18 protein-coding genes and 1 pseudogene are annotated in these 18,450 nt (G+C 70.7%); 11 read left to right on the forward strand and 8 right to left on the reverse strand.

Going from position 1 to position 18,450, the window contains the following annotated elements:
* Nucleotides 1-99: 99 nt before the first annotated feature.
* The 3 genes from AC3ERS_RS02830 (at nt 100) to AC3ERS_RS02840 (ending at nt 2,347) form a co-directional block, all read left to right on the forward strand.
* The gene (locus tag AC3ERS_RS02830) at nt 100-1,533 is read left to right on the forward strand and encodes an acyl-CoA carboxylase subunit beta (RefSeq protein ID WP_431963108.1); all 1,434 of its coding nucleotides are present in this window, start codon (nt 100-102) and stop codon (nt 1,531-1,533) included.
* Between the two features lie 71 nt (nt 1,534-1,604).
* Nucleotides 1,605-1,835: a hypothetical protein gene (locus AC3ERS_RS02835; protein WP_431963110.1), complete on the forward strand. Its 231-nt coding sequence runs from the start codon at nt 1,605-1,607 to the stop codon at nt 1,833-1,835.
* A 44-nt stretch (nt 1,836-1,879) separates the two neighbouring features.
* Nucleotides 1,880-2,347, forward strand: a complete 468-nt coding sequence (locus tag AC3ERS_RS02840; protein ID WP_431963112.1) for a winged helix-turn-helix transcriptional regulator — start codon at nt 1,880-1,882, stop codon at nt 2,345-2,347.
* Nucleotides 2,348-2,384: 37 nt separating this feature from the next.
* Here the strand turns inward: AC3ERS_RS02840 and AC3ERS_RS02845 are convergent, their stop codons facing one another.
* Nucleotides 2,385-3,080 carry a nitroreductase gene (locus AC3ERS_RS02845; RefSeq protein ID WP_431963114.1) on the reverse strand — a complete coding sequence of 232 codons (696 nt, stop codon included), beginning with the start codon at nt 3,078-3,080 and terminating at the stop codon, nt 2,385-2,387.
* Between the two features lie 232 nt (nt 3,081-3,312).
* Between AC3ERS_RS02845 and AC3ERS_RS02850 the strand changes: the two genes are divergently transcribed.
* From AC3ERS_RS02850 to AC3ERS_RS02865, 4 genes are all read left to right on the forward strand, one after another.
* Nucleotides 3,313-3,663, forward strand: a complete 351-nt coding sequence (locus tag AC3ERS_RS02850; RefSeq protein WP_431963116.1) for a hypothetical protein — start codon at nt 3,313-3,315, stop codon at nt 3,661-3,663.
* A gap of 683 nt (nt 3,664-4,346) precedes the next feature.
* Nucleotides 4,347-5,222, forward strand: a complete 876-nt coding sequence (locus tag AC3ERS_RS02855) for an SGNH/GDSL hydrolase family protein (RefSeq protein ID WP_488186834.1) — start codon at nt 4,347-4,349, stop codon at nt 5,220-5,222.
* A gap of 143 nt (nt 5,223-5,365) precedes the next feature.
* Nucleotides 5,366-6,688, forward strand: coding sequence for an acyltransferase family protein (locus tag AC3ERS_RS02860; protein WP_431963120.1), 1,323 nt, complete (start codon nt 5,366-5,368; stop codon nt 6,686-6,688).
* 18 nt (nt 6,689-6,706) lie between these two features.
* The gene (locus tag AC3ERS_RS02865; protein ID WP_431963122.1) at nt 6,707-9,088 is read left to right on the forward strand and encodes an Eco57I restriction-modification methylase domain-containing protein; all 2,382 of its coding nucleotides are present in this window, start codon (nt 6,707-6,709) and stop codon (nt 9,086-9,088) included.
* Here AC3ERS_RS02865 and AC3ERS_RS02870 read toward each other — a convergent pair.
* Nucleotides 9,062-9,529: pseudogene (locus tag AC3ERS_RS02870) on the reverse strand (TetR/AcrR family transcriptional regulator); the annotation flags it as partial. The gene AC3ERS_RS02865 and the pseudogene AC3ERS_RS02870 sit on opposite strands and share 27 nt — an antisense overlap.
* Before the next feature lie 290 nt (nt 9,530-9,819).
* Here AC3ERS_RS02870 and AC3ERS_RS02875 point away from each other — a divergent pair.
* Nucleotides 9,820-10,629, forward strand: coding sequence for an SDR family NAD(P)-dependent oxidoreductase (locus AC3ERS_RS02875; protein WP_431963124.1), 810 nt, complete (start codon nt 9,820-9,822; stop codon nt 10,627-10,629).
* Between the two features lie 30 nt (nt 10,630-10,659).
* Here AC3ERS_RS02875 and AC3ERS_RS02880 read toward each other — a convergent pair whose 3' ends face one another.
* The 3 genes from AC3ERS_RS02880 to AC3ERS_RS02890 form a co-directional block, all read right to left on the reverse strand.
* Nucleotides 10,660-10,824 (reverse strand): hypothetical protein, encoded by a 165-nt coding sequence (locus AC3ERS_RS02880; protein ID WP_431963126.1) that lies wholly within the window; start codon nt 10,822-10,824, stop codon nt 10,660-10,662.
* 150 nt (nt 10,825-10,974) lie between these two features.
* On the reverse strand, nt 10,975-11,490 hold the full coding sequence (locus tag AC3ERS_RS02885; protein WP_068057335.1) for a gamma carbonic anhydrase family protein: 516 nt from the start codon (nt 11,488-11,490) through the stop codon (nt 10,975-10,977).
* Between the two features lie 45 nt (nt 11,491-11,535).
* Nucleotides 11,536-12,483, reverse strand: a complete 948-nt coding sequence (locus AC3ERS_RS02890; protein ID WP_431963128.1) for a GlxA family transcriptional regulator — start codon at nt 12,481-12,483, stop codon at nt 11,536-11,538.
* A 71-nt stretch (nt 12,484-12,554) separates the two neighbouring features.
* Here AC3ERS_RS02890 and AC3ERS_RS02895 point away from each other — a divergent pair, with 71 nt between their 5' ends.
* Together AC3ERS_RS02895 and ald are read left to right on the forward strand one after the other, a co-directional pair.
* On the forward strand, nt 12,555-13,322 hold the full coding sequence (locus AC3ERS_RS02895; protein ID WP_431963130.1) for an MBL fold metallo-hydrolase: 768 nt from the start codon (nt 12,555-12,557) through the stop codon (nt 13,320-13,322).
* Between the two features lie 60 nt (nt 13,323-13,382).
* Nucleotides 13,383-14,498: an alanine dehydrogenase gene (gene ald / locus AC3ERS_RS02900; protein ID WP_431963132.1), complete on the forward strand. Its 1,116-nt coding sequence runs from the start codon at nt 13,383-13,385 to the stop codon at nt 14,496-14,498.
* Between the two features lie 101 nt (nt 14,499-14,599).
* Here the strand turns inward: ald and sigJ are convergent, their stop codons facing one another.
* Nucleotides 14,600-15,556 (reverse strand): RNA polymerase sigma factor SigJ, encoded by a 957-nt coding sequence (gene sigJ / locus AC3ERS_RS02905; RefSeq protein ID WP_431963134.1) that lies wholly within the window; start codon nt 15,554-15,556, stop codon nt 14,600-14,602.
* 129 nt (nt 15,557-15,685) lie between these two features.
* On the opposite strand from sigJ, the gene AC3ERS_RS02910 reads away from it, so the two are divergent.
* Complete coding sequence (locus AC3ERS_RS02910; protein ID WP_431963136.1) at nt 15,686-16,633, forward strand: cobalamin biosynthesis protein; 948 nt, start codon at nt 15,686-15,688, stop codon at nt 16,631-16,633.
* 379 nt (nt 16,634-17,012) lie between these two features.
* Here AC3ERS_RS02910 and AC3ERS_RS02915 read toward each other — a convergent pair whose 3' ends face one another.
* Nucleotides 17,013-17,903 (reverse strand): SURF1 family cytochrome oxidase biogenesis protein, encoded by an 891-nt coding sequence (locus tag AC3ERS_RS02915; protein ID WP_431963138.1) that lies wholly within the window; start codon nt 17,901-17,903, stop codon nt 17,013-17,015.
* Complete coding sequence (locus AC3ERS_RS02920) at nt 17,903-18,406, reverse strand: low molecular weight protein-tyrosine-phosphatase (RefSeq protein WP_431963140.1); 504 nt, start codon at nt 18,404-18,406, stop codon at nt 17,903-17,905. Before AC3ERS_RS02920 ends, AC3ERS_RS02915 begins: the two co-directional genes overlap by 1 nt.
* Nucleotides 18,407-18,450 lie beyond the last annotated feature (44 nt).

The raw sequence follows: 18,450 nt of genomic DNA on the forward strand, positions 1-18,450 counted from the left end.
ATCCCCGGTGGGGTCGGCCAGCAGGACTGGCCGACCTCACCGGCGGTTCGCCATACGCAGCCGCAGTAGCGGCACTCTTTTGATTGAGGAGAAGACGCGATGACAATCGTGGCTCCCGCGTTTCAACCAGAAACCGCGACCGATCCGCGTGACCCGCTGGGCCGGCTCCAGCGTTTCTTCGATCCCGGCACCGTTCTCCCACTACACCCGCGCGACAAGTCCGGTGTCCTCGCCGCCATCGGCGAGGTGGACGGGGTTCGCACCGTGGCTTACTGCTCCGACGCGACCGTCATGGGCGGCGCGATGGGCGTCGAGGGGTGCAAGCACATCGTCGACGCGATCGACACCGCCATCGATTCCGGTGTTCCGGTCGTCGGCCTCTGGCACTCCGGCGGCGCCCGGCTCGCCGAGGGCGTCGAGGCGCTGCACGCGGTCGGCCTGGTCTTCGAGGCCATGGTCCGCGCGTCCGGTCTCGTCCCCCAGATTTCCGTGGTGCTCGGCTTCGCCGCAGGTGGCGCCGCCTACGGCCCCGCCCTTACCGACATCGTGATCATGGCCCCCGAGGGCCGGGTCTTCGTCACCGGCCCCGACGTGGTGCGCAGTGTGACCGGCGAGCAGGTCGACATGGCGACCCTCGGCGGCCCGGAGACCCACGGCAAGAAGTCCGGCGTGTGCCACATCGTCGCCGATGACGAGGCCGACGCCATGCACCGCGCCCGCCGACTGGTGTCGATGTTCGCCGAGCAGGGTGAGTTCGACCTCGGCGCCGCCGCGCACGGTGACGTCGACCTGAAGGCGATGCTGCCGGAATCCGCCAAGCGCGCCTACGACGTCAAGCCGGTCGTGCACGAGCTGCTCGACAACGTCGACGGCGAATCCACCTTCGAGGAGCTGCAGGCCGGATACGCCCGCAGCATGGTGGTGGGTCTCGGCCGCCTCGGCGGACGCACCGTCGGCGTGCTGGCCAACAACCCGCTGCGCCTCGGTGGCTGCCTGAACTCCGAGAGCGCCGAGAAGGCGGCTCGGTTCGTGCGGCTGTGCGACGCGTTCGGCATCCCGCTGATCGTCGTCACCGACGTGCCCGGCTACCTGCCCGGTGTCGGTCAGGAGTGGGAGGGCGTCGTGCGCCGCGGCGCGAAGCTGCTGCACGCCTTCGCCGAGGCCCGCGTGCCGCGGGTCACCCTGGTCACCCGCAAGATCTACGGCGGCGCCTACATCGCCATGAACGCCCGCTCGCTGGGCGCGACCGCGGTGTACGCCTGGCCGGGTTCCGAGGTGGCCGTGATGGGCGCCAAGGCCGCGGTCGGCATCCTGCACAAGAAGGCACTCGCCGCCGCTCCCGAGGAGGAGCGCGAGGCGCTGCACGAGCGGCTCACCGCCGAGCACGAGAAGATCGCGGGCGGCGTCGAGCGCGCCATCGCGATCGGTGTGGTGGACGAGGTCATCGACCCGGCCAAGACGCGCAGTGTCATCGCCGCCGCGCTGGCCGCCGCGCCCGCGCGCAAGAGTCACCACAAGAACATCCCGCTGTGATGTGAGGACTCCGCGTGGGCCCCGGGAATCTTCCCGGGGCCCACGCTTTTTCCATCCGAAGGAGGTTCGCTGTGCCGGAACGCTACGAGGTCGGCAAGGTGCACAGCTGCGAGTTCTGCGGCACCGAGGAGCAGATACTCGGCGCCTGCTCCGACGTGGCGGACGCGCGGTCGCTCGCCGAACAGGACGCGCGCCGGACGCTGGAGTGGCGCCGTGTGCTCGAGGCGGAGCCGTGGCCGTTGCGCGCCGATCCGGAGGACGGGCATTTCGAGTACGTCATCCATCGGCGCGAAGACGTGTGAGAGACCCAGGCCGCGGGGAGAGCGGCGCTGGGTAGCATCGAAGGGTGCGTTACGAGGATCTTGCCGACGAGCCGTGTTCCATCACGCGGCCGCTGGTGGTTCTCGGTGATCGGTGGACGCTGGTCATCCTCAAGTACGCGTTCTCCGGAATTCGCCGGTTCAACGCCTTCCAGAGCGCGCTCGGCATTTCCCGCAGCAGGTTGCAGGACCGGCTGGACCGGTTGATCGAGCACGGCATTCTGGTGAAGCGTCCGGCGGCGGTCGGCGCGCACGAGGAGTATCGGCTCACCCAGAAGGGGCACGACATCTATCCGATCCTGATGGCGATCCGGGATTGGGGCGATGCCTACATGGCGCCGGACGGGCCGCCGGTGCACTACGGTCATCGCGAATGCACCGGCGAGGCGCACGTCCGGCTCGAATGCGACGTCTGCGAAAGCGAGCTCACCGCCCGCGATGTCAGCCCCGAACCGGGGCAGGGGCTGACCGGGGCGGACCGTCAGGTCGGCTGATTACTCCGTGAGAAGTATTGTCGCGGTGCGGATTTGATCAGTCGGTGAACCAGGCGGCGACCTGGTCGGTCTGCTCGCGGCTGGTGCGGAAGCCGTTCACCGGGTGGTCGGTGTCGGGGTAGCCGAACGAGATGGCTGCCACCACGCGGCGGTTCTCGGTGAGCCCGAAATACTCGCGCAGAAAAGGGGAGTAGGAGGCGAGGGCCGCCTGCGGTGCGGCGGCGAGACCGAGGCTCTGGGCGGCGAGCAAGAACGTGCCGAGGTAGAGGCCGCAGTCGACGGCGCCGTAGACGCCGAGATCGGCCTCGGTGCTGACGATCGCGACATGCGGCGCGTCGAAGAGTTCGAAATTGCGCATCGCCTGGCGCATGGTGCCCGCCTGATCGCCCTTGACGATGCCGACGCTCTCGTACAGTTGCAGCCCGCACTCGCGCCTGCGGTCACGGTAGATCCCGGCGTACTGCCCCGGGAACGCGAAATCCGGTTCGGGCGCGGCACTTTGGACGTGTTCGAGCAGCTCTTTGCGGAACCGATCGGTGGCCGCGCCCTCGGTGACCGCGACCTGCCACGGCTGGGTGTTGCACCAGGAGGGGGTGCGCTGAGCCGCGCGCAGCAGCGCCTCGATGGTGGGCCGCGGGACCTGGTCGGAGCGGAACTGCCTGCAGGTCCAGCGCTCATCGAGGATTCGGGTCAAGGTCTCGAACGCGTCGGTGGGCGCAGTGGTCGGGCTCATGGACCGGCCTCCTTCATTTCGGTTCCATTTCGAGACTGAATGCTAGCCGCTGTGGTCTTTTTTTGTAACCGGCGAACTGGGCGACCGGGCGGTGGCGGGTTGGCGAGACCTCGAAATTGGGGGCGCGCTGGACTCGGGAGTTTGCGCGAAACGGGCGGTTTCGTTGGTGCCGACTTGTAGTCTCCGGCTGAAGTGAAATACGCATGCTCCTGATTTGAGAACGGAAACGACCATGAAGCGTTGTCTCGCGACCGCCCTCGCCAGCGGTGTGGTGCTACTCGGTGCGGCAGGCTGCGGCGGCGAGACGGAGACGCACGTCGACCACGCCCCCGCGAGCACCGCTCCGGCGGCGACCAACACTGTTCAGGAGAGCGCTCCGGCCCCCGTTCCGACCGCAGAGTCGACTCCCGAGGTGCAGGCCCCGGCACCTGAACCCGCGCCCGCCGCGGAACCCGCACCCGCGCAGCAAGTCCCGCAGCAGGCGCCGGCCCCGAAGCCCGCACCGGTGCAGCAACCCGCGCCCGCGCCGCAACCCGCCCCGGCACTCACCGCACCCGGCTTCGAACCCCGGGCCGGTTACTGACGGCGGCTCCGATGACACCGTTTCGAAACAGCGTCCGCCGCAGAGGGTTCGGCGCGACCGCGCTGGTACTCACCGCTGCGGTCGCGTCGTCCGCCACCGCAGGTAGCAGGATCGCTTCCGCTGGGTTCGAGTCCGCCGGAGCCGCGTTCGCTGTGTCCGCACCCGGCACGGCAGCGGCTGCTCGTTCGATGGCTGTGCCCGCTACTTCCGGGGAGGCTGCTCCCGGCGTGGTCGGCACCGCTATGCCCGCCCGCGCGGTCGCTGCCGTCGGGACCGCGCCTGCGCTGACCCGTCACGCCGCGGCCGCCCGTGCGGTTGCGGGCATTGCCAAGGTCGCTCCCGCTGTCGGCTACGTCGAGGCCACGCCTGGCGTTGCGCCTGGCGTTGCGCCTGGCGTCGCCGTGTCCTCCGTGGTCGATCCCGCCGCGTTCGTCCGAACTGCGTCCGACGCCGCCGAGGCTTTGCCCGCCGTATCGGTCGGCACTGTGCCGGCCGTATCAGTCGGCACTGTGCCCGCCGTTTTCGACCCCTCTCGGGCTGCGCCTTCTGCCGGGGTCGCGGCTGTTGGGACCGCACCCGTCGCAACTGGCTCCGCAGGGGCGGCACCGGCTCCGATCGATTCCAGCGAAGCTGCGCCCGTCGGGGCCGTGCCTGCCGTGGTCGACTCCGTGGGAGCCGCGCCTGTGGCGGTCGATTCCGACGGAGCCGCTCGGGTGGTGGCCGACCCCGTCGCCGGGAGCCCCGCAGCGGGAAAGGCGTTAATCGTGCTCGGGGATTCGTTCACCGCCAACGGGTTTCGCTGGGATGCCAAATCCGAGGAGTGTCTGCGGGGGCCGAGTTCGTGGCCGACCCAGTTGAGCGGCTTGATGGGTGTGGCGGGGACCGAGGACTTTCTCGATGTCTCGTGCTCCGGTGCTTCGATCGATACCGGGCCCGGCTACACCCTCTCGCACGAGGCGATCGAGGCAGACAAGGTCGGTGCCTTCGGGCCCGAGACCCGGTTGATCGCGCTGCAATTCGGGCTCAACGACGAGTGGGGCGCGTCCGAGACCACCATGTGGACCTCGCTGCTGCCCTGCGTGTTCAACCACACCGATGGTTGCGGGCTGGAGGCCGCCGAGCAGGGCAGGATCACCGACTATCGGGGCGTGTCCGGGGCGCGCTTCGCCGAACGGATGCGGGCGGTGATCGAGTACCTGCGCTACTTCGCCTCGAACGCGCGCATCGTGCTGGTCGGCTATCCGGAGTTGTTCCCGGCGGGCCAGGACACGGCGTGCGTGAACGTGCTCGGCATCGGCCAGTACGTGCAGCCGCGGGGCCGCGCGGTGGTCGAATACCTCGACCGTCTCGACGCCGCGCAGCGGGAAGCGGCCGGATTGCTCGGCATCGAGTTCTTCGACACCAGGGCGCTGACCGCCGGACACGGACTGTGCTCGCCCGACCCGTGGGTGAACGGTGCGCTGGATCCGCGCGCCGATCTGATCGGATTGCCGTTCCATCCGTCGGCGCACGGTGACGCGGTGGTCGCGCGCGCGATGCATGAACGGTTCGGCCGATGACCGCGCAGCGGGAGTCGCACGTCGATACGTCCGGGAACCGCACTCGCACAGGGGTTTCGGTCGGCGCGAGGTTTACGCTCCGATCGACCGGTAGCTTGCCGGTTGAGGCGGGCCCTACTGGTAGCGAGCCGAGTACGTCGGCTGTGAGCAAGTCGGTAGGTAACTGGTCGACCGAAAGCCCGGCGGAGAACGGCTCGGCGAGACTGCCCGAGCCCAGCTCGGCCGACGCGACGCGCACCCGCCCGGCCCTGCCCTCGCTGACCGGCGCGCGCTGGTGGGCGGCGTTCGCGGTGTTCCTGCTGCACGCCTTGGTATTCCTGCCGGTGTACCCGTTCCAGAAATCGGAGCTGTTCCGGCACCTGCATCAGGCGATGCCGATGCAGCTCGGGGCGGCGGGCGTGACGTTCTTCTTCGTGCTGTCCGGGTTCATCATCTACTGGTCGTTCCGGCCGGGGAGTTCGGTGCGGCGGTTCTATCGGCGGCGGGTGCTGAAGATCTATCCCACGCACCTGGTGGCCGCCGTCGCGTTCGTTCTGGTGGCGAGCGTGCCGCTGACCCGGCCGGTGGTGTGGGCCCCGGACCTCGCGCTGGTGCACACCTGGGTGCCGAAGTGGTCGACGGTGGGCGGACTGAACGTGCCGTCCTGGTCGCTGGGTGCGGAAATGCTGTTCTACCTGTGCTTCCCCTTGGCGCTGCCGCTGGTGCGGCGGGTGCGTCCCGAGCGGGTGCTCTGGGTGATGGCCGGACTGCTGCTGGCGATCGTCGCGCTGCACGCCGCCTACTTCCTCTGGGTGCCCGGCCCCAAAGGCATCGAGAACGCCTTCGCCCCTCGGCTGGTACCGGGTGAGGCGTCACCGTTCTTCGAATTGCACGCCTCGCCCGCGTGGTTCGCGCAGCCGGATATCCCGGTCGCACAGTCCTATTGGCTCAGTTATATCTTCCCGCTCTCGCGGCTGCCCGAATTCTTCCTCGGGGTGTTGGCCGCCCGGCTGGTGCTCGAGGGCCGCTGGCGCAATACCCGGCTGTCGCCGCCGCTGCTCGCGCTCGCGGTGGCGTACGCGGCGACCTGGGTCGTCCCGGTGAACTTCAAGATGTCGGCGCTGTTGCTGGCGCCGATGACCGCGGTGGTGGCGACGCTGGCGGCCCGGGATCTGGCCGGCATCCGCGGCCTCAACGCCTCGACACGGATGGTGTGGTTCGGCAATATCTCCTTCGCCTTCTATCTGATCCAGTTCCCGGTGATGGTGCTGGTGACGAGGCTGCTCATCGGCGGACGCCAGTTCGGGCCGGTCGGCTGGCTCGGCTTCGCCGCGCTGTGCCTGGTGCTCTCGACCGCGGCCGCGGCGGCCATTTACCACGGGGTGGACGCGCCGCTGATGCGCAGGTTCGCCGGGCGACACGCGGGCGAGCGATCCCGGGCGACGCGCGCGCCGGTTCCCGCCATCGGCCCGCCCGCGGCGTCCTGACGAGGCACAATCCCAACCATGGGTTCGCATACCCACGAGCGCAAACGGCATGGGCGGCACTACACCCCGCCCGCGCTGGCGCGGTTCCTCGCGCGGCGGCTGCTCGCGCACGCCCCGCGTCCCGGCCACGGGGGAGTGCTGCGCGTGCTCGACCCGGCGTGCGGCGACGGAGAACTCCTGCTCGCCCTGCACCGGGAAGCCGCGGCGCACCTGCCCGGCGTCCGGCTCCGGCTGACGGGGTACGACCTCGACGAGTCCGGGCTCGCCGCGGCACGGACGCGGGCGGCGGCGGAGCACATCGAGGTCGACTGGCACGCCGGCGACTTCCTCGCCGACGCCGCGGACCTCGCGGACGGCTCCTTCGACGCGATCATCACCAACCCGCCCTACGTGCGCACTCAGCAGCTCGGCGGCGACACCGCGCGGCTGCTCAGCAGGCAGTACGGGCTGCGTGGTCGCATCGATCTCACCCACCCCTTCGTCGCGGTGGCGCCGCGGCTGCTGACCACGGGCGGCGCGCTCGGTCTGTTGTGCGCCAACCGATTCCTGACGACCAAGGCGGGTGCGAACATTCGCAGCATCCTGCTCGGCGAACTGTCACCGGTCGAGCTGTACGACCTCGGCGACACCAAGCTCTTCGCGGCCGCGGTGCTGCCCGCCATCACCATCGCCACCCGCGGCGGCCGCGGCGCGGTGTGCCGCCACGTCTCGGCCTACGAGGTGCCGATCGATGAATCACTCTGCTCCGGAAACCTTTTCGACGCGCTGGTTGCGGATTCCGGTTCGCTCGTCCGGCACAACGGACGGACCTTCGCCGTCGAGGTCGGCACCCTCTCGACAGGTGTGCCTGCAAGCCCCGCCCTCCGGCCCGCGAGCGCCGCCGAGCCCGCGCCCGGCCGAGACGAAGGCGCGAGTACGCCGAGTGGGCGTAGCTGGACGGAATCCGTCGGCAGCGACGTGTACGGCGGGAGCGAAGACGCAGGTGCGCCTGGTGGGCGCGGCGGGGCGGAGTCCGTCGACAGTGGCGTGTACGGCGGGAGCGAAGACGCAGGTGCGCCGGGTTGGCGTGGCCGGACGGAGTCCGTCGATGGCCGCGCGCATGGCCGGACGGAAGCCGGAGCTACGTCGAGCAGACGTAGCCGGACTGAGTCCGTCGACAGCAGCGCACACGGCCGGAGCGAAGCTGGAGGTACGTCGAGTGGACGTGGCCGGGCAGAGCGTGTCGACAGTGACGCGCACGGCCGGAGCGAAGCTGGAGGTGCGTCAGGTGGGCGTGGCCGGACGGAGTCCGTCGATAGTCCCGCGCACGGCCGGAGCGAAGCCGGAGCTACACCGAGTGGACGTAGCCGGACCGAGTCCGACGACGCCCGCGCGCACCGCCGGAGCGAAGGCGGAGGTGCGCACACCGCGTGGCGGATGTCGCGACCGAGCGTTGACGCCTGGCTGAACCGCGTCGGCGCGGGCACCTGGCGGAGTTTCGGCGAGGTGGCCCGCATTCGGGTCGGCATCAAGACGACCGCCGACCGGGTGTTCATCTCCGACCGCTGGGACCAGGCGCGTCCGTGCCCGGAGCCGGAGTTGCTGTTGGAGCTGATCACCCACCACGATCTGGCGCCGTGGCGGATCGAGCGGTCCGCCGACACCAGGGTGCTCTATCCCTACGACACCGCCGCGCCGCGCCGGGTTCCGGTGGACCTGCGCGAATTCCCCCGCGCCGCCGCGTATCTGCGCCGCCACCGGTCGACGCTGGCCGCTCGCAAGTACGTCACCGGGAGCGGTCGCGAATGGTTCGAGATCTGGGTGCCGCAGCGGCCGAACCTGTGGCGGGTGCCGAAACTGGTGTTCCCCGATATCAGCGAGCGGCCGCGTTTCGCGCTGGACCGATCGGGCGCGGTGGTGAACGGGGACTGCTATTGGATCTCGCTGGACGACCTCGGCGGCGACACCGAACGGGCGCAGCGCCTGGCGTATCTGTTGATGGGCGTGGCCAATTCGGCGCTGGGACTGCGCTACTACGACGCGGTGTGCGGTAACCGCCTGTACTCGGGGCGGCGGCGGTGGATCACCCAGTACGTGTCCCGGCTGCCGCTGCCCGACCCGGACCGCCCGGCGTCCGCGGAGATCGCGGCGCTGATCGCCCAGCTGGTCGACGGTGACCACACGCCCGACGACGCCGCGCGGCACCGTCTCGACGAGTTGGTGGACGCGGCGTTCGGGCTGGGCTCAGGCGGAAGCGCGGACGCCGACCATCGGCAGCAGGGTGCGCCGGGCGAACGCGCGACCGGCCTCGGCGTCGCCGAGCGGGATGAGCCCGTCGGGGGTCAGCGCCAGGGAGAGCGCGAGCCGGGCCATGATCTCGGCGACCAGATCGGCGTCGAAGCCGGCGTCCCCGGCGCGTAGTTCGCGCAGCTTCTCCGCCAGGTAGCCACGGCCGACCGCAAGGATCGGACCGCCCTCGGTGGTGAGCCGGGGCAGGATCAGGTCGGGCTCGGTGCGCAGCAGCCTGCGCAGCAACTCGTTGCCCGCGATCGCCGTGATGAAGGCGACGAAGATCTCCACCAGCTGGTTCTCGGTGCCCTCGACGGTCTGCACCCGCTTGTCGATCTCGGCGACGAAGCGCTGCGCCTCCCGCACGCTCACCGCCTCGACCAGGTCGTTCTTGGATTCGTAGCGCCGGTAGAGGGTCGCGGGACTGATGCCGGCCCGGCGCGCGATCTCGCCCATGCTGGTGCGCTTGATCCCGAAGTCCAGGAACGCCGAGAGGGCACTTTCCAGGAGTTTCTCGCCTTCGCCGACGGGCTTGTCGAGAATGCGCTGGAGCATGGACGGGACGGTGGGCATCGGATCTCCAGTCGTTGGCGCGGAAGCCGGTCCGCAGCGGCGCCGCGACGGTGCGGGTGATGGACGTTCATTATTTCATCCGCGCGTGAGCCGGCGGTCGGAGATCACGGAAGCTGGGAAACAGCGCATGATGGAAACTCGCACCCTCTCGGCATGCTCGGGTGACGAGTCGCGGCGCGCGTCGGAGCGAGCGACACGGCGAATCCGGTAACCGATCTTTCCCGGGCGGCTCCGTTGTGGCTAACCTGGTCGGGTGCCCGAGTCGGGCGTGGGGTGAAAGGGGTTGGACCGTGGGGTATTTCGCCGATCGGGTGGTGGTCGTCACCGGAGCGGGCTCGGGGATCGGGCGAGAACTGGCGCTGGCGCTGGCCCAGCGCGGCGCGCGGCTCGCGCTTTCGGACAAATCCGACCACGCCGTGGCGACGACGGGGAAGCTCTGTGCCGCAGTCGGCTTCACGCCGACGGTGACCGTCCTCGACGTGACCGACCGGGACGCGGTGCTGGCCCATGCCGAGCGGACCGCCGCGCGCTACGGGCGGGTGGAGGCGCTGTTCAACAATGCGGGAATCCTGCACGTCGGCGGGGTGGCGGAATCCCCGTTCGAGCACTTCGAGCAGGTCATGGACGTCGACTTCTGGGGAGTCGTCAACGGCACCAAGGCCTTTCTGCCGTACCTGCGGGCGGCCGAGCGCGCCAACGTGGTCAACGTGTCCTCGGCGTACGGCTTGGCCGCGGTGGCCGGGCACGGACCGTACAGCTCGGCCAAGTTCGCGGTGCGCGGCTTCACCGAATCACTGCGCCAGGACATGCGTGCCGCGGGCGGGCGGGTGCGGGTGACCGGCGTCTATCCCGGCGGGGTGCTCACCACCATCGCGCGCACGGCGCAGTTCGCGCCCGGCATCGATGGCGCGGCGGTGGCCAGGCGCTTCGAGGACCAGGTCGCGCGCACCAGTCCCGAGGCCGCGGCACGCACCATCCTGCGCGGTGCGGCGCGCGGGCACGCGAAGGTGCTCGTGGGGCTGGATGCGATGGTGGTCGATCTGGTCACCCGGTTCGCCGGGCCGTATCACGAGCGCGTGCTCGACCTGGTCATGCGCTGAGTTCGATCAGGCGCTGAGACCGCGCCACGGTCATTGCCGGGGCAGGTCCAGGTCCGCCATTTCCTTTTCGATCGCGTTCGCGGCGAAATCGACACCGCGGGAACGCAATTCGTGAACGCGACGCTGGAGCGCCTCGATCCCGCCCGGTTGGGCCGCGATGTCGGCTACGCTGACCCGCCGCTTCGGTCGGTGCATACTCGAGTCCCGGTACGACACCGTGATACCTCCTGCCTGTGACGCATCATGCTCGCCGTCCGCGCGGTCTCTCCGAGCCGCGGGACGCCGGTCATGCAGGCAAAATGCTATCAGTCGTTTGTGCTGGACATTTGATCAGTGTGCTACGTATCACACCACTTTCGCGCTGCGGTGATTGGCCATGTTGTGTAGGTAGACCGCGCCGTTGAGCCGGATACCGTCCTGCTCGGCCTCGCTCAATTCGCGTCGCACCTTGCCGGGCACCCCGGCCACCAAGGAGCCGGGCGGGATCTGCGCGCCCTCGGGAATCAGGGCGTTGGCCGCGATCAAGCTGCCCGCGCCGATCACCGCGCCGTTGAGCACCGTGGCGCCCATGCCGACGAGCACATCGTCGCCGATGCTGCACCCGTGCAGAATCGCGTTGTGCCCCACCGACACTCCGCTGCCGACGGTCAGCGGGAAACCGGGGTCGGCGTGCAGCACGCAGCCGTCCTGGATGTTGGTGCGCGCGCCGACGGTGATCTGTTCCAGGTCGCCGCGCAGCACCGCGCTGTACCACACGCTCACCTCGGCGCTCAGCGTCACGCGCCCGATCACCGTCGCGTTCGGGGCGAGCCACGCGCTCTCATCGATCTCCGGCGCGAAACCGCCGACCTCAATCCTCATGATGGCAACGTAGCCGCGCCGCGCCGGTCCGTGCGCGCGGGGGCGTCAGCTCGCCGCGCGGAAGAGCGCGCGGTGCGCGGCGGGACTGGTGCCGAGGAGACGCCGGAAGTGGTGGCGCAGGCTCACCGCGGTGCCGAAACCGGTGTCGGCGGCGATCCGGTCCACGGTGTCGTCGGTGGACTCGAGCAGCAGCCTGGCGCGGTCGGCGCGCTGATGCAGCAACCACTGCTGCGGACTGCTTCCGGTGCGTTCCCGGAACCGGCGGGTGAAGGTCCGCCTGGCCATCACCGCGACCGCGGCCCACGCGTCCAGATCGATCGGATCGCCGAGATGGGTACGCGCCCAGACCATGGCGCGCTCGATCGGATCGTCCTCGGCGTGGTCGGGCACGGCCACCGGGATGTACTGCGCCTGCGACCCGCTGCGGTGCGGTGCGGTGACCAGCGCCCTGGCCAGCTCGGTGGCGGCGCGGCTGCCGTGGTCTTCGCGGAACAGGTGCAGGCAGCAGTCCAGCGCCGCCGCGACGCCCGCGGAAGTGATGACATCGCCGAGATCGGACCACAGCGTATCGGCGCGCACCCGCACCGACGGATAGGCGCTGGCCAAGTCGTCGGCCGTCGACCAGTGCGTGGTGATCTCCCTGCCGTCGACGAGACCGCTGGCCGCGATGGCCCAGGCGCCGAGGCACAGGCCGACGATCCTGGCGCCGCGCGCGTGCGCCTGCCCGAGTGCGTCGCGCAGGTCGTCGGAGATCCCGGCGCCGCGCGTCCAGCTCGGCACCACGACGGTGTCGGCGTGCTCGAAGGCGGCGAGGTCGTCGGCGACGTGGATGTCGAAACCGGCGGGGGTGCGCAGGGTTCCGGGACGTTCGGCGCAGACCCGCACCGCGTACGGCGCGTTCCCGCCCGCCCCGACCCGGCCGAAGACCAGGCCGGGCACGGAGAGGTGGAAGGGGCTGATCCCGTCGTAAGCCAGGACGGTCACCGTATGCATGGCCCGATATTAGCGATAGGCGGCTCGCGGGCCACTGTTCGCATGATCTCGCAGCGGCGACGATCGACGTCATGAGCGAAACGATCGAACGCACCGCCTTGGAAGTCCTGCACATCGGCGGCCCCACCGTCCGCTTCCGCTACGGCGGCAGCACCTGGCTGACCGATCCCACCTTCGACGAACCCGGCGACTACCCGGGCCCGATCACCTTGCACAAGCTGACCGGCCCCGCGGTGCCGGTCGAGGAGGTCGGTGCGATCGACGTCGTGCTGCTCTCGCACGATCAGCACGCCGACAACCTGGACACCAAGGGCCGCGCTCTCCTCACCACCGTCGGCACGGTGTTCTCCACGACCGACGCCGCCGAGCGGTTGAACGGCGTTCGGGGACTGCGCGAGTGGGAGCGCGTCCAGGTCGGCGCGGTGACCGTCACCGCGGTGCCCGCGCTGCACGGGCCGGAGGGGTGCGAGCCGTTCAGCGGAGCGGTCACGGGTTTCGTGCTGGAGGCCGCGGGGGAGCCGACGGTGTACGTGTCCGGTGACAACGCCTCGGTGGAACTGGTCGCCGAGATCGCCGGGCGGTTCGAGCGGATCGATATCGCGTTGCTGAACGTCGGAGCGGGGAATGTGGGACGGTTCGGCGACGTCGACGTGACGTTGAACGCCAGGACCGCGGTGCAAGCCGCCGAGGCGCTCGGCGAGGCGATCATCGTGCCGGTGCACGCGGAAGGGTGGGCGCACTTCACCGAGACGCTGGATCACCTGGTCCGCGTTTTCGACTACGCGGGGCTGACCGATCGGCTGCGCATTCCGCCCATGGGGCAGGCCGTCGCCGTCTGAAGTTCACCGGGTGTGCGCGCCGTCGTGGCGAACCGTCGGCGGGTGGGCCACGATGGCGATATGAGGATCGGAGTGCCACGGGAGGTCAAGGAGCAGGAATTCCGCGTCGCGCTGACACCCGCGGGCGCCGGGGAACTGGTGCGGCAGGGGCACCGGGTGCTGATCGAGTCGGGCGCGGGTGACGGGTCGGGATTCGCCGATCGTCACTACGCCGACGCGGGGGTCACCCTGGTGGACGGCCCCGACGGCGTGTGGGCGGACGCCGAGCTGGTGCTGAAGGTGAAAGAGCCGATCGCGGAGGAGTACCCGCGGATGCACCGCGACCAGGTGCTGTTCACTTACCTGCACCTGGCCGCCTCGCGGGACTGCACCGAGGCCGTCCTGAAATCCGGCATCACCGCCATCGCCTATGAGATGGTGCGGGCGGCCGACGGCTCATTGCCGCTGCTCGCGCCGATGAGCGAGGTCGCGGGCAGGCTCGGTCCGCAGGTCGGCGCCTACCACCTGATGGCGCCGCTCGGCGGGTGCGGCGTGCTGCTCGGCGGAGTGCCCGGCGTGCGGCCCGCCGACGTGGTGGTGCTCGGCGGCGGCGTGGCGGGAACGAACGCGGCGACCATGGCGGCGGGCATGGGCGCGCGGGTCAGCGTGCTCGACACCAACCTCGCGAAGCTGCGCGAACTGGACGCGCGGTTCCAGGGGCGGGTCACCACCGTGGCGTCCAATGCCGCCGAGGTCGAGCGCGCAGTGCTCGCGGCCGACCTGGTCATCGGGTCGGTGCTGGTGCCGGGTGCGCGGGCGCCGAAACTGGTCACCGAGGAGATGGTCGCGGCGATGCGGCCCGGCTCGGTGCTGGTCGACATCGCCATCGACCAGGGTGGTTGTTTCGCCGGTTCGCGACCGACCACGCACGCGAATCCGACCTTCCGCGTCGCGAATTCGCTGTACTACTGCGTGGCGAACATGCCGGGCGCGGTCCCGCACACCGCCACTGTCGCCCTCACCAACGCCACGCTGCCGTACGTGCGCGCCATCGCCGACCACGGGTGGCGCGACGCCTGCCTCACTCACCCTGACCTCGCGCAGGGGCTGACCGCGGATCGCGGACGATTGCTTTCCGCCGAGGTCGCCGCCGCCCACGGCTACCCGCTCGCCGAGTCGGTCGGGCTCGCCGGTTGATCGGCGCGGCGGTGGGGTAGCCGCCACCACAGCCGCTCCGCACGCCGCACAACGACGAGATCTCTGTGCGGCGTGCGGAAGGCAGCGCGTCGGTGGTCGGGTTACACGTCGGGGTTCGCCTCGTTCAAGAACCAGTCCGGAGCGTCGGTCTCCGGCAGTTCGCGCAGCTTGTCCGGGTTGCGGACGATGTGCATCGCGACGATGCGGCCCCCGTCGACGGTGAAAGAGAAGACGCCGGTGTGGTTGCCGTCGAAGACGACCAGGCCGGGTTGTCCGTTGACCAGCACCGAGCGGCCCCACGCGCCGTGCGCCGACGGCGCGTTGTACCAACCCAGCAGAAGCTTCGCCACCAGCTCGGCGCCGCTCACGCTCTGGCGGATGGCAGGCACCTTGCCGCCGCCGTCGGCGGTCAGGCTGACGTTGGCGTCGAGCACGCCGAGCAGCGCGCTGAGATCACCCGACCGCCACGCCACCGCGAACGCCGACACCACCTTCTCCTGCTCGTCGGGCGACGCGGGGAATCGGGGCGTGCCGTCCTCGACCCGTTTGCGGGCGCGCGAGGCGAGCTGGCGGACCGCCGCCGGTGTTCGCCCGACCACCTCGGCGACCTCGGGCCCGCTCATGCCGAACACGTCCTGCAGCACGAACGCGGTGCGCTCGGCGGGGGAGAGGGATTCCAGCACGATCAGCAGCGCGGTGGTGACCCGCTCGTCCTGGGTGATGCGGTCGGCCGGATCGTCCACGGTGGTGACCTCCGGCTCGGGCAGCCAGTCGCCGACGTACTGTTCGCGGCGGGCGCGGGCCGAGCCGAGCTGATCCAGCGCCAATCGGCCGGTCACGGTGGTCAGCCAGGCGCGCAGGTTCTCGATCTCGCCCGCGGCGCCCGCCTCGTGCTGGCGCTGCAACCGCAGCCAGGCGTCCTGCACCACGTCGTCCGCGTCGGCGAGGCTGCCGAGCGTGCTGTAGGCGAGCCTGCGCAGGTACGGCCGGTGCTCCTCGAACCGGCGTGCCAGCTCGGCGGCGTCCAGGGACTCGGGTCCTGGCTTCTCGGATGTCACTGGAACCACCGTTCGGTCGTGCGGGCCCCGGTGCAGGGGCGCAGCGGGTGTCGTAGGTATGACGAGGCAGGACCACAGAGTGTGACATCCGGACGATCACGGCGGCCGAGCGCCCGATACTCTCGCCCGGTGCACACGGGGATCTCGGCGGGCGGCGGGCTGCTGCTCGGTTTCGCGCTGGATCGCGCGTTCGGCGATCCGCGCCGGTGGCATCCGGTGGCCGGATTCGGTTCGGCGGCAAGCGCGCTCGAGTCGCTGACCTACGCCGACCGGCGGGTGGCTGGAGTCGTGCACGAGGCGGTCGCGGTCGGCGCCGTGCTCGGCCTCGGCCTGGCGGCGCGGCGCGGCGGCATGGCGGGCACGGCGCTGGCCACCTGGACCGTGCTCGGCGGGCGCAGCCTGGCCCGCGCCGGACGCGCCATGGCCGATCATCTGGAGTCGGGCGATCTGGCCGGCGCCCGCGCGTTGCTGCCTTCGCTGTGCGGGCGGGACCCCTCGGTGCTCGACGCCGACGGATTGGCTCGCGCCGCACTGGAATCCATCGCCGAGAACACCTCCGACGCCACCGTCGCGCCGCTGTTCTGGGGTGCGGCGGCTGGTCTCCCCGGTCTGCTCGGCTATCGCGCGATCAACACCCTCGACGCGATGATCGGCTATCGGAACGACCGCTACCACCGTTTCGGCTGGGCGGCCGCCCGGCTCGACGACGTCGCGAACCTCGCGCCCGCCCGCGTCACCGGACTGCTCACCGCGGCCTTCGCGCCGCTGGTCGGCGGCAGGCCCGCCGCGGTGCTGCGCGCCTGGCGACGTGACGCGGCCAAGCATCCCAGCCCGAACGCGGGGGTCGTCGAGGCGTCGATGGCGGGCGCGCTCGGCGTCCGGCTCGGCGGCCGGACGCAGTACCGGCACGGAACGGAACTGCGGCCAACCCTCGGCGACGGGCCCGCGCCCACGGTTCCCGATCTGCGGCGGGCCGTGCGGATGTCGGAGGCGGTTCAGGTGGGGGCGGCGGTTCTCGCCGCGAGCGCGGCCTTCGCCCTGCCTTCGCTGCGCCGAAGGCTGTCGGTCTCGGGCTGACGCACGCTCGAGGGCCACGGGGCTGTCCCGGGCGGGGAGTCAGCTGCCGAGGAGCGTCCACCGGTCTCCCAGCTACCTCGCCCGTGGTGGCGTCGCTGAAGGACCTGACCGCACCCGAGGAGGTGACGCGGTGGCGCCACTCACCGTCGCGTCGGTAGCCGGTGACGGTGAGCAGTTCGTCGGGCTCGCGGTCGTTGGGTCGGATGCCCGGCCGCCGCGGCGGTGCACTGGGCAGGGCCGCCCGCAGTTGGCGAGATCGGTTCGGGCACCTGTTCCGCGGGCCGGGGTGGGCGCCCGCTGACCGATGAGCCGACCGGTCGCTGGAAGGGCGGTGAACGCGACGGACGTTCGGCGGTTCACAGTGCAAGGCGAACGCGGGTCAGGAGCGGTTGCGTCCGTATCGGTCGGCGAGCTTGGCCTCGGTCGTCGGCGGCGCCGGGGTGGTGGCGGGTTCGGTCGCGGCGGGTTCGGTCGGCGCCGGTTCCGTCGGTGCGGGCTGGGTGGCCGCGGCCTTCTCCTTGCGGCGTTCCCGCAGTTCGGCGTAGACGAAGTAGCCGAGGCCGAGCGGCGCCATGACACCGAAGGCCAGCCATTGCAGCCCGTAGGAGAGGTACGGTCCCGCGTCGAGCTGGGGGAGCGGGGTCGGCGTGAACGCGCCCGGCTGATTCTCCGAGAGCTCGAGATAGCCGCCGCGCTCACCGGCGGGAATCGGGGTCAGCGGTTGCCCGAGCACCTCGGATTCCTGCGCGGTGTCGATCGAATACACCTGGCGGTAGCCGTCCTGGGTGAGCGGCGTCTTGTCCGCACTCACGCCCTCCGACATGCGAATTCGGCCCTCGAGGCGCTGCTCGCCCGCGGGCGCTTCCTGGATCTGCGGCGGCCGCGAGGTGCCGTCGACGCCGGCGACCAGACCGCGATCGACGAGCAGCGTGCGCCCGTCCGTCAGGCGGAAGGCGGCGAGCACCGCGTAGCCGGGCGCGCCGTCCAGGTGACGCAGGCGGACCAGCACCGTCGAATCGGGCAGGTAGCTGCCGGTGGCGGTCACCCGCCGCCATTCGGTGCGCTCGTCGTCCGTGGCGGCGAGCACCGTGGTCACGTCCACCGGGTCGGCGCGCACCGAATCGGCGATCAACTGGTTGCGGTGCTCGGTGGCGGTGTTCTTGCCGAGCTGCCACGGCGCGAGCACGGTGAAGCACAGGTAGGCGAAAGCGGCCACCAGCGCGGCGAGGATCAGCCAGCTGGGGCGGAACAGAAACGTCAGGCGGCGCATCAGGGCAGTCCCTCGGCTACGGGCGCCAGCGCCAGTTCCGCGCGTACCCAGTCCAGCAGGCCGGGGATCGCCGCCTCGATCTGCGCGCGGACGAGTTCGAAATCGGCGTTGCCGCCGTAGTACGGGTCGGGCACGTCAGGGCCGTCCGCGTCGGGATCGAAACTGCGCAGCAGCCTGCGGCGATCGGACGGGACGCCCAACTTGGCCAGCGCGCGCTCGTGCCCGGTATCCAAGGCGACGAGCAGGTCGGCGTCGCGGTGATCGGCGCCCACGACGGCGGCCACATGCCCGGTGGGGTAGCCGTGCCTGCGCAGCGTCTCGGTGGTGCGCGGGTCGGCGTCGTCGCCGATGTGCCAGGAGCCCGTGCCCGCGCTGCTCACCCGCACCCGGTCGGCCAGTCCGGCCAGGCGCAAGTGGTGCGCGAACATCTTCTCCGCCATCGGCGATCGGCAGATATTGCCAGTACAGACGAACGACACGTGCAGGTCACCCACGACAGCCATTCTGGCCGGTCGCCCTGCTCGCCCGCCACGTAGGGTGTGATCCC

This window comes from Nocardia sp. bgisy134, from assembly GCF_057708325.1.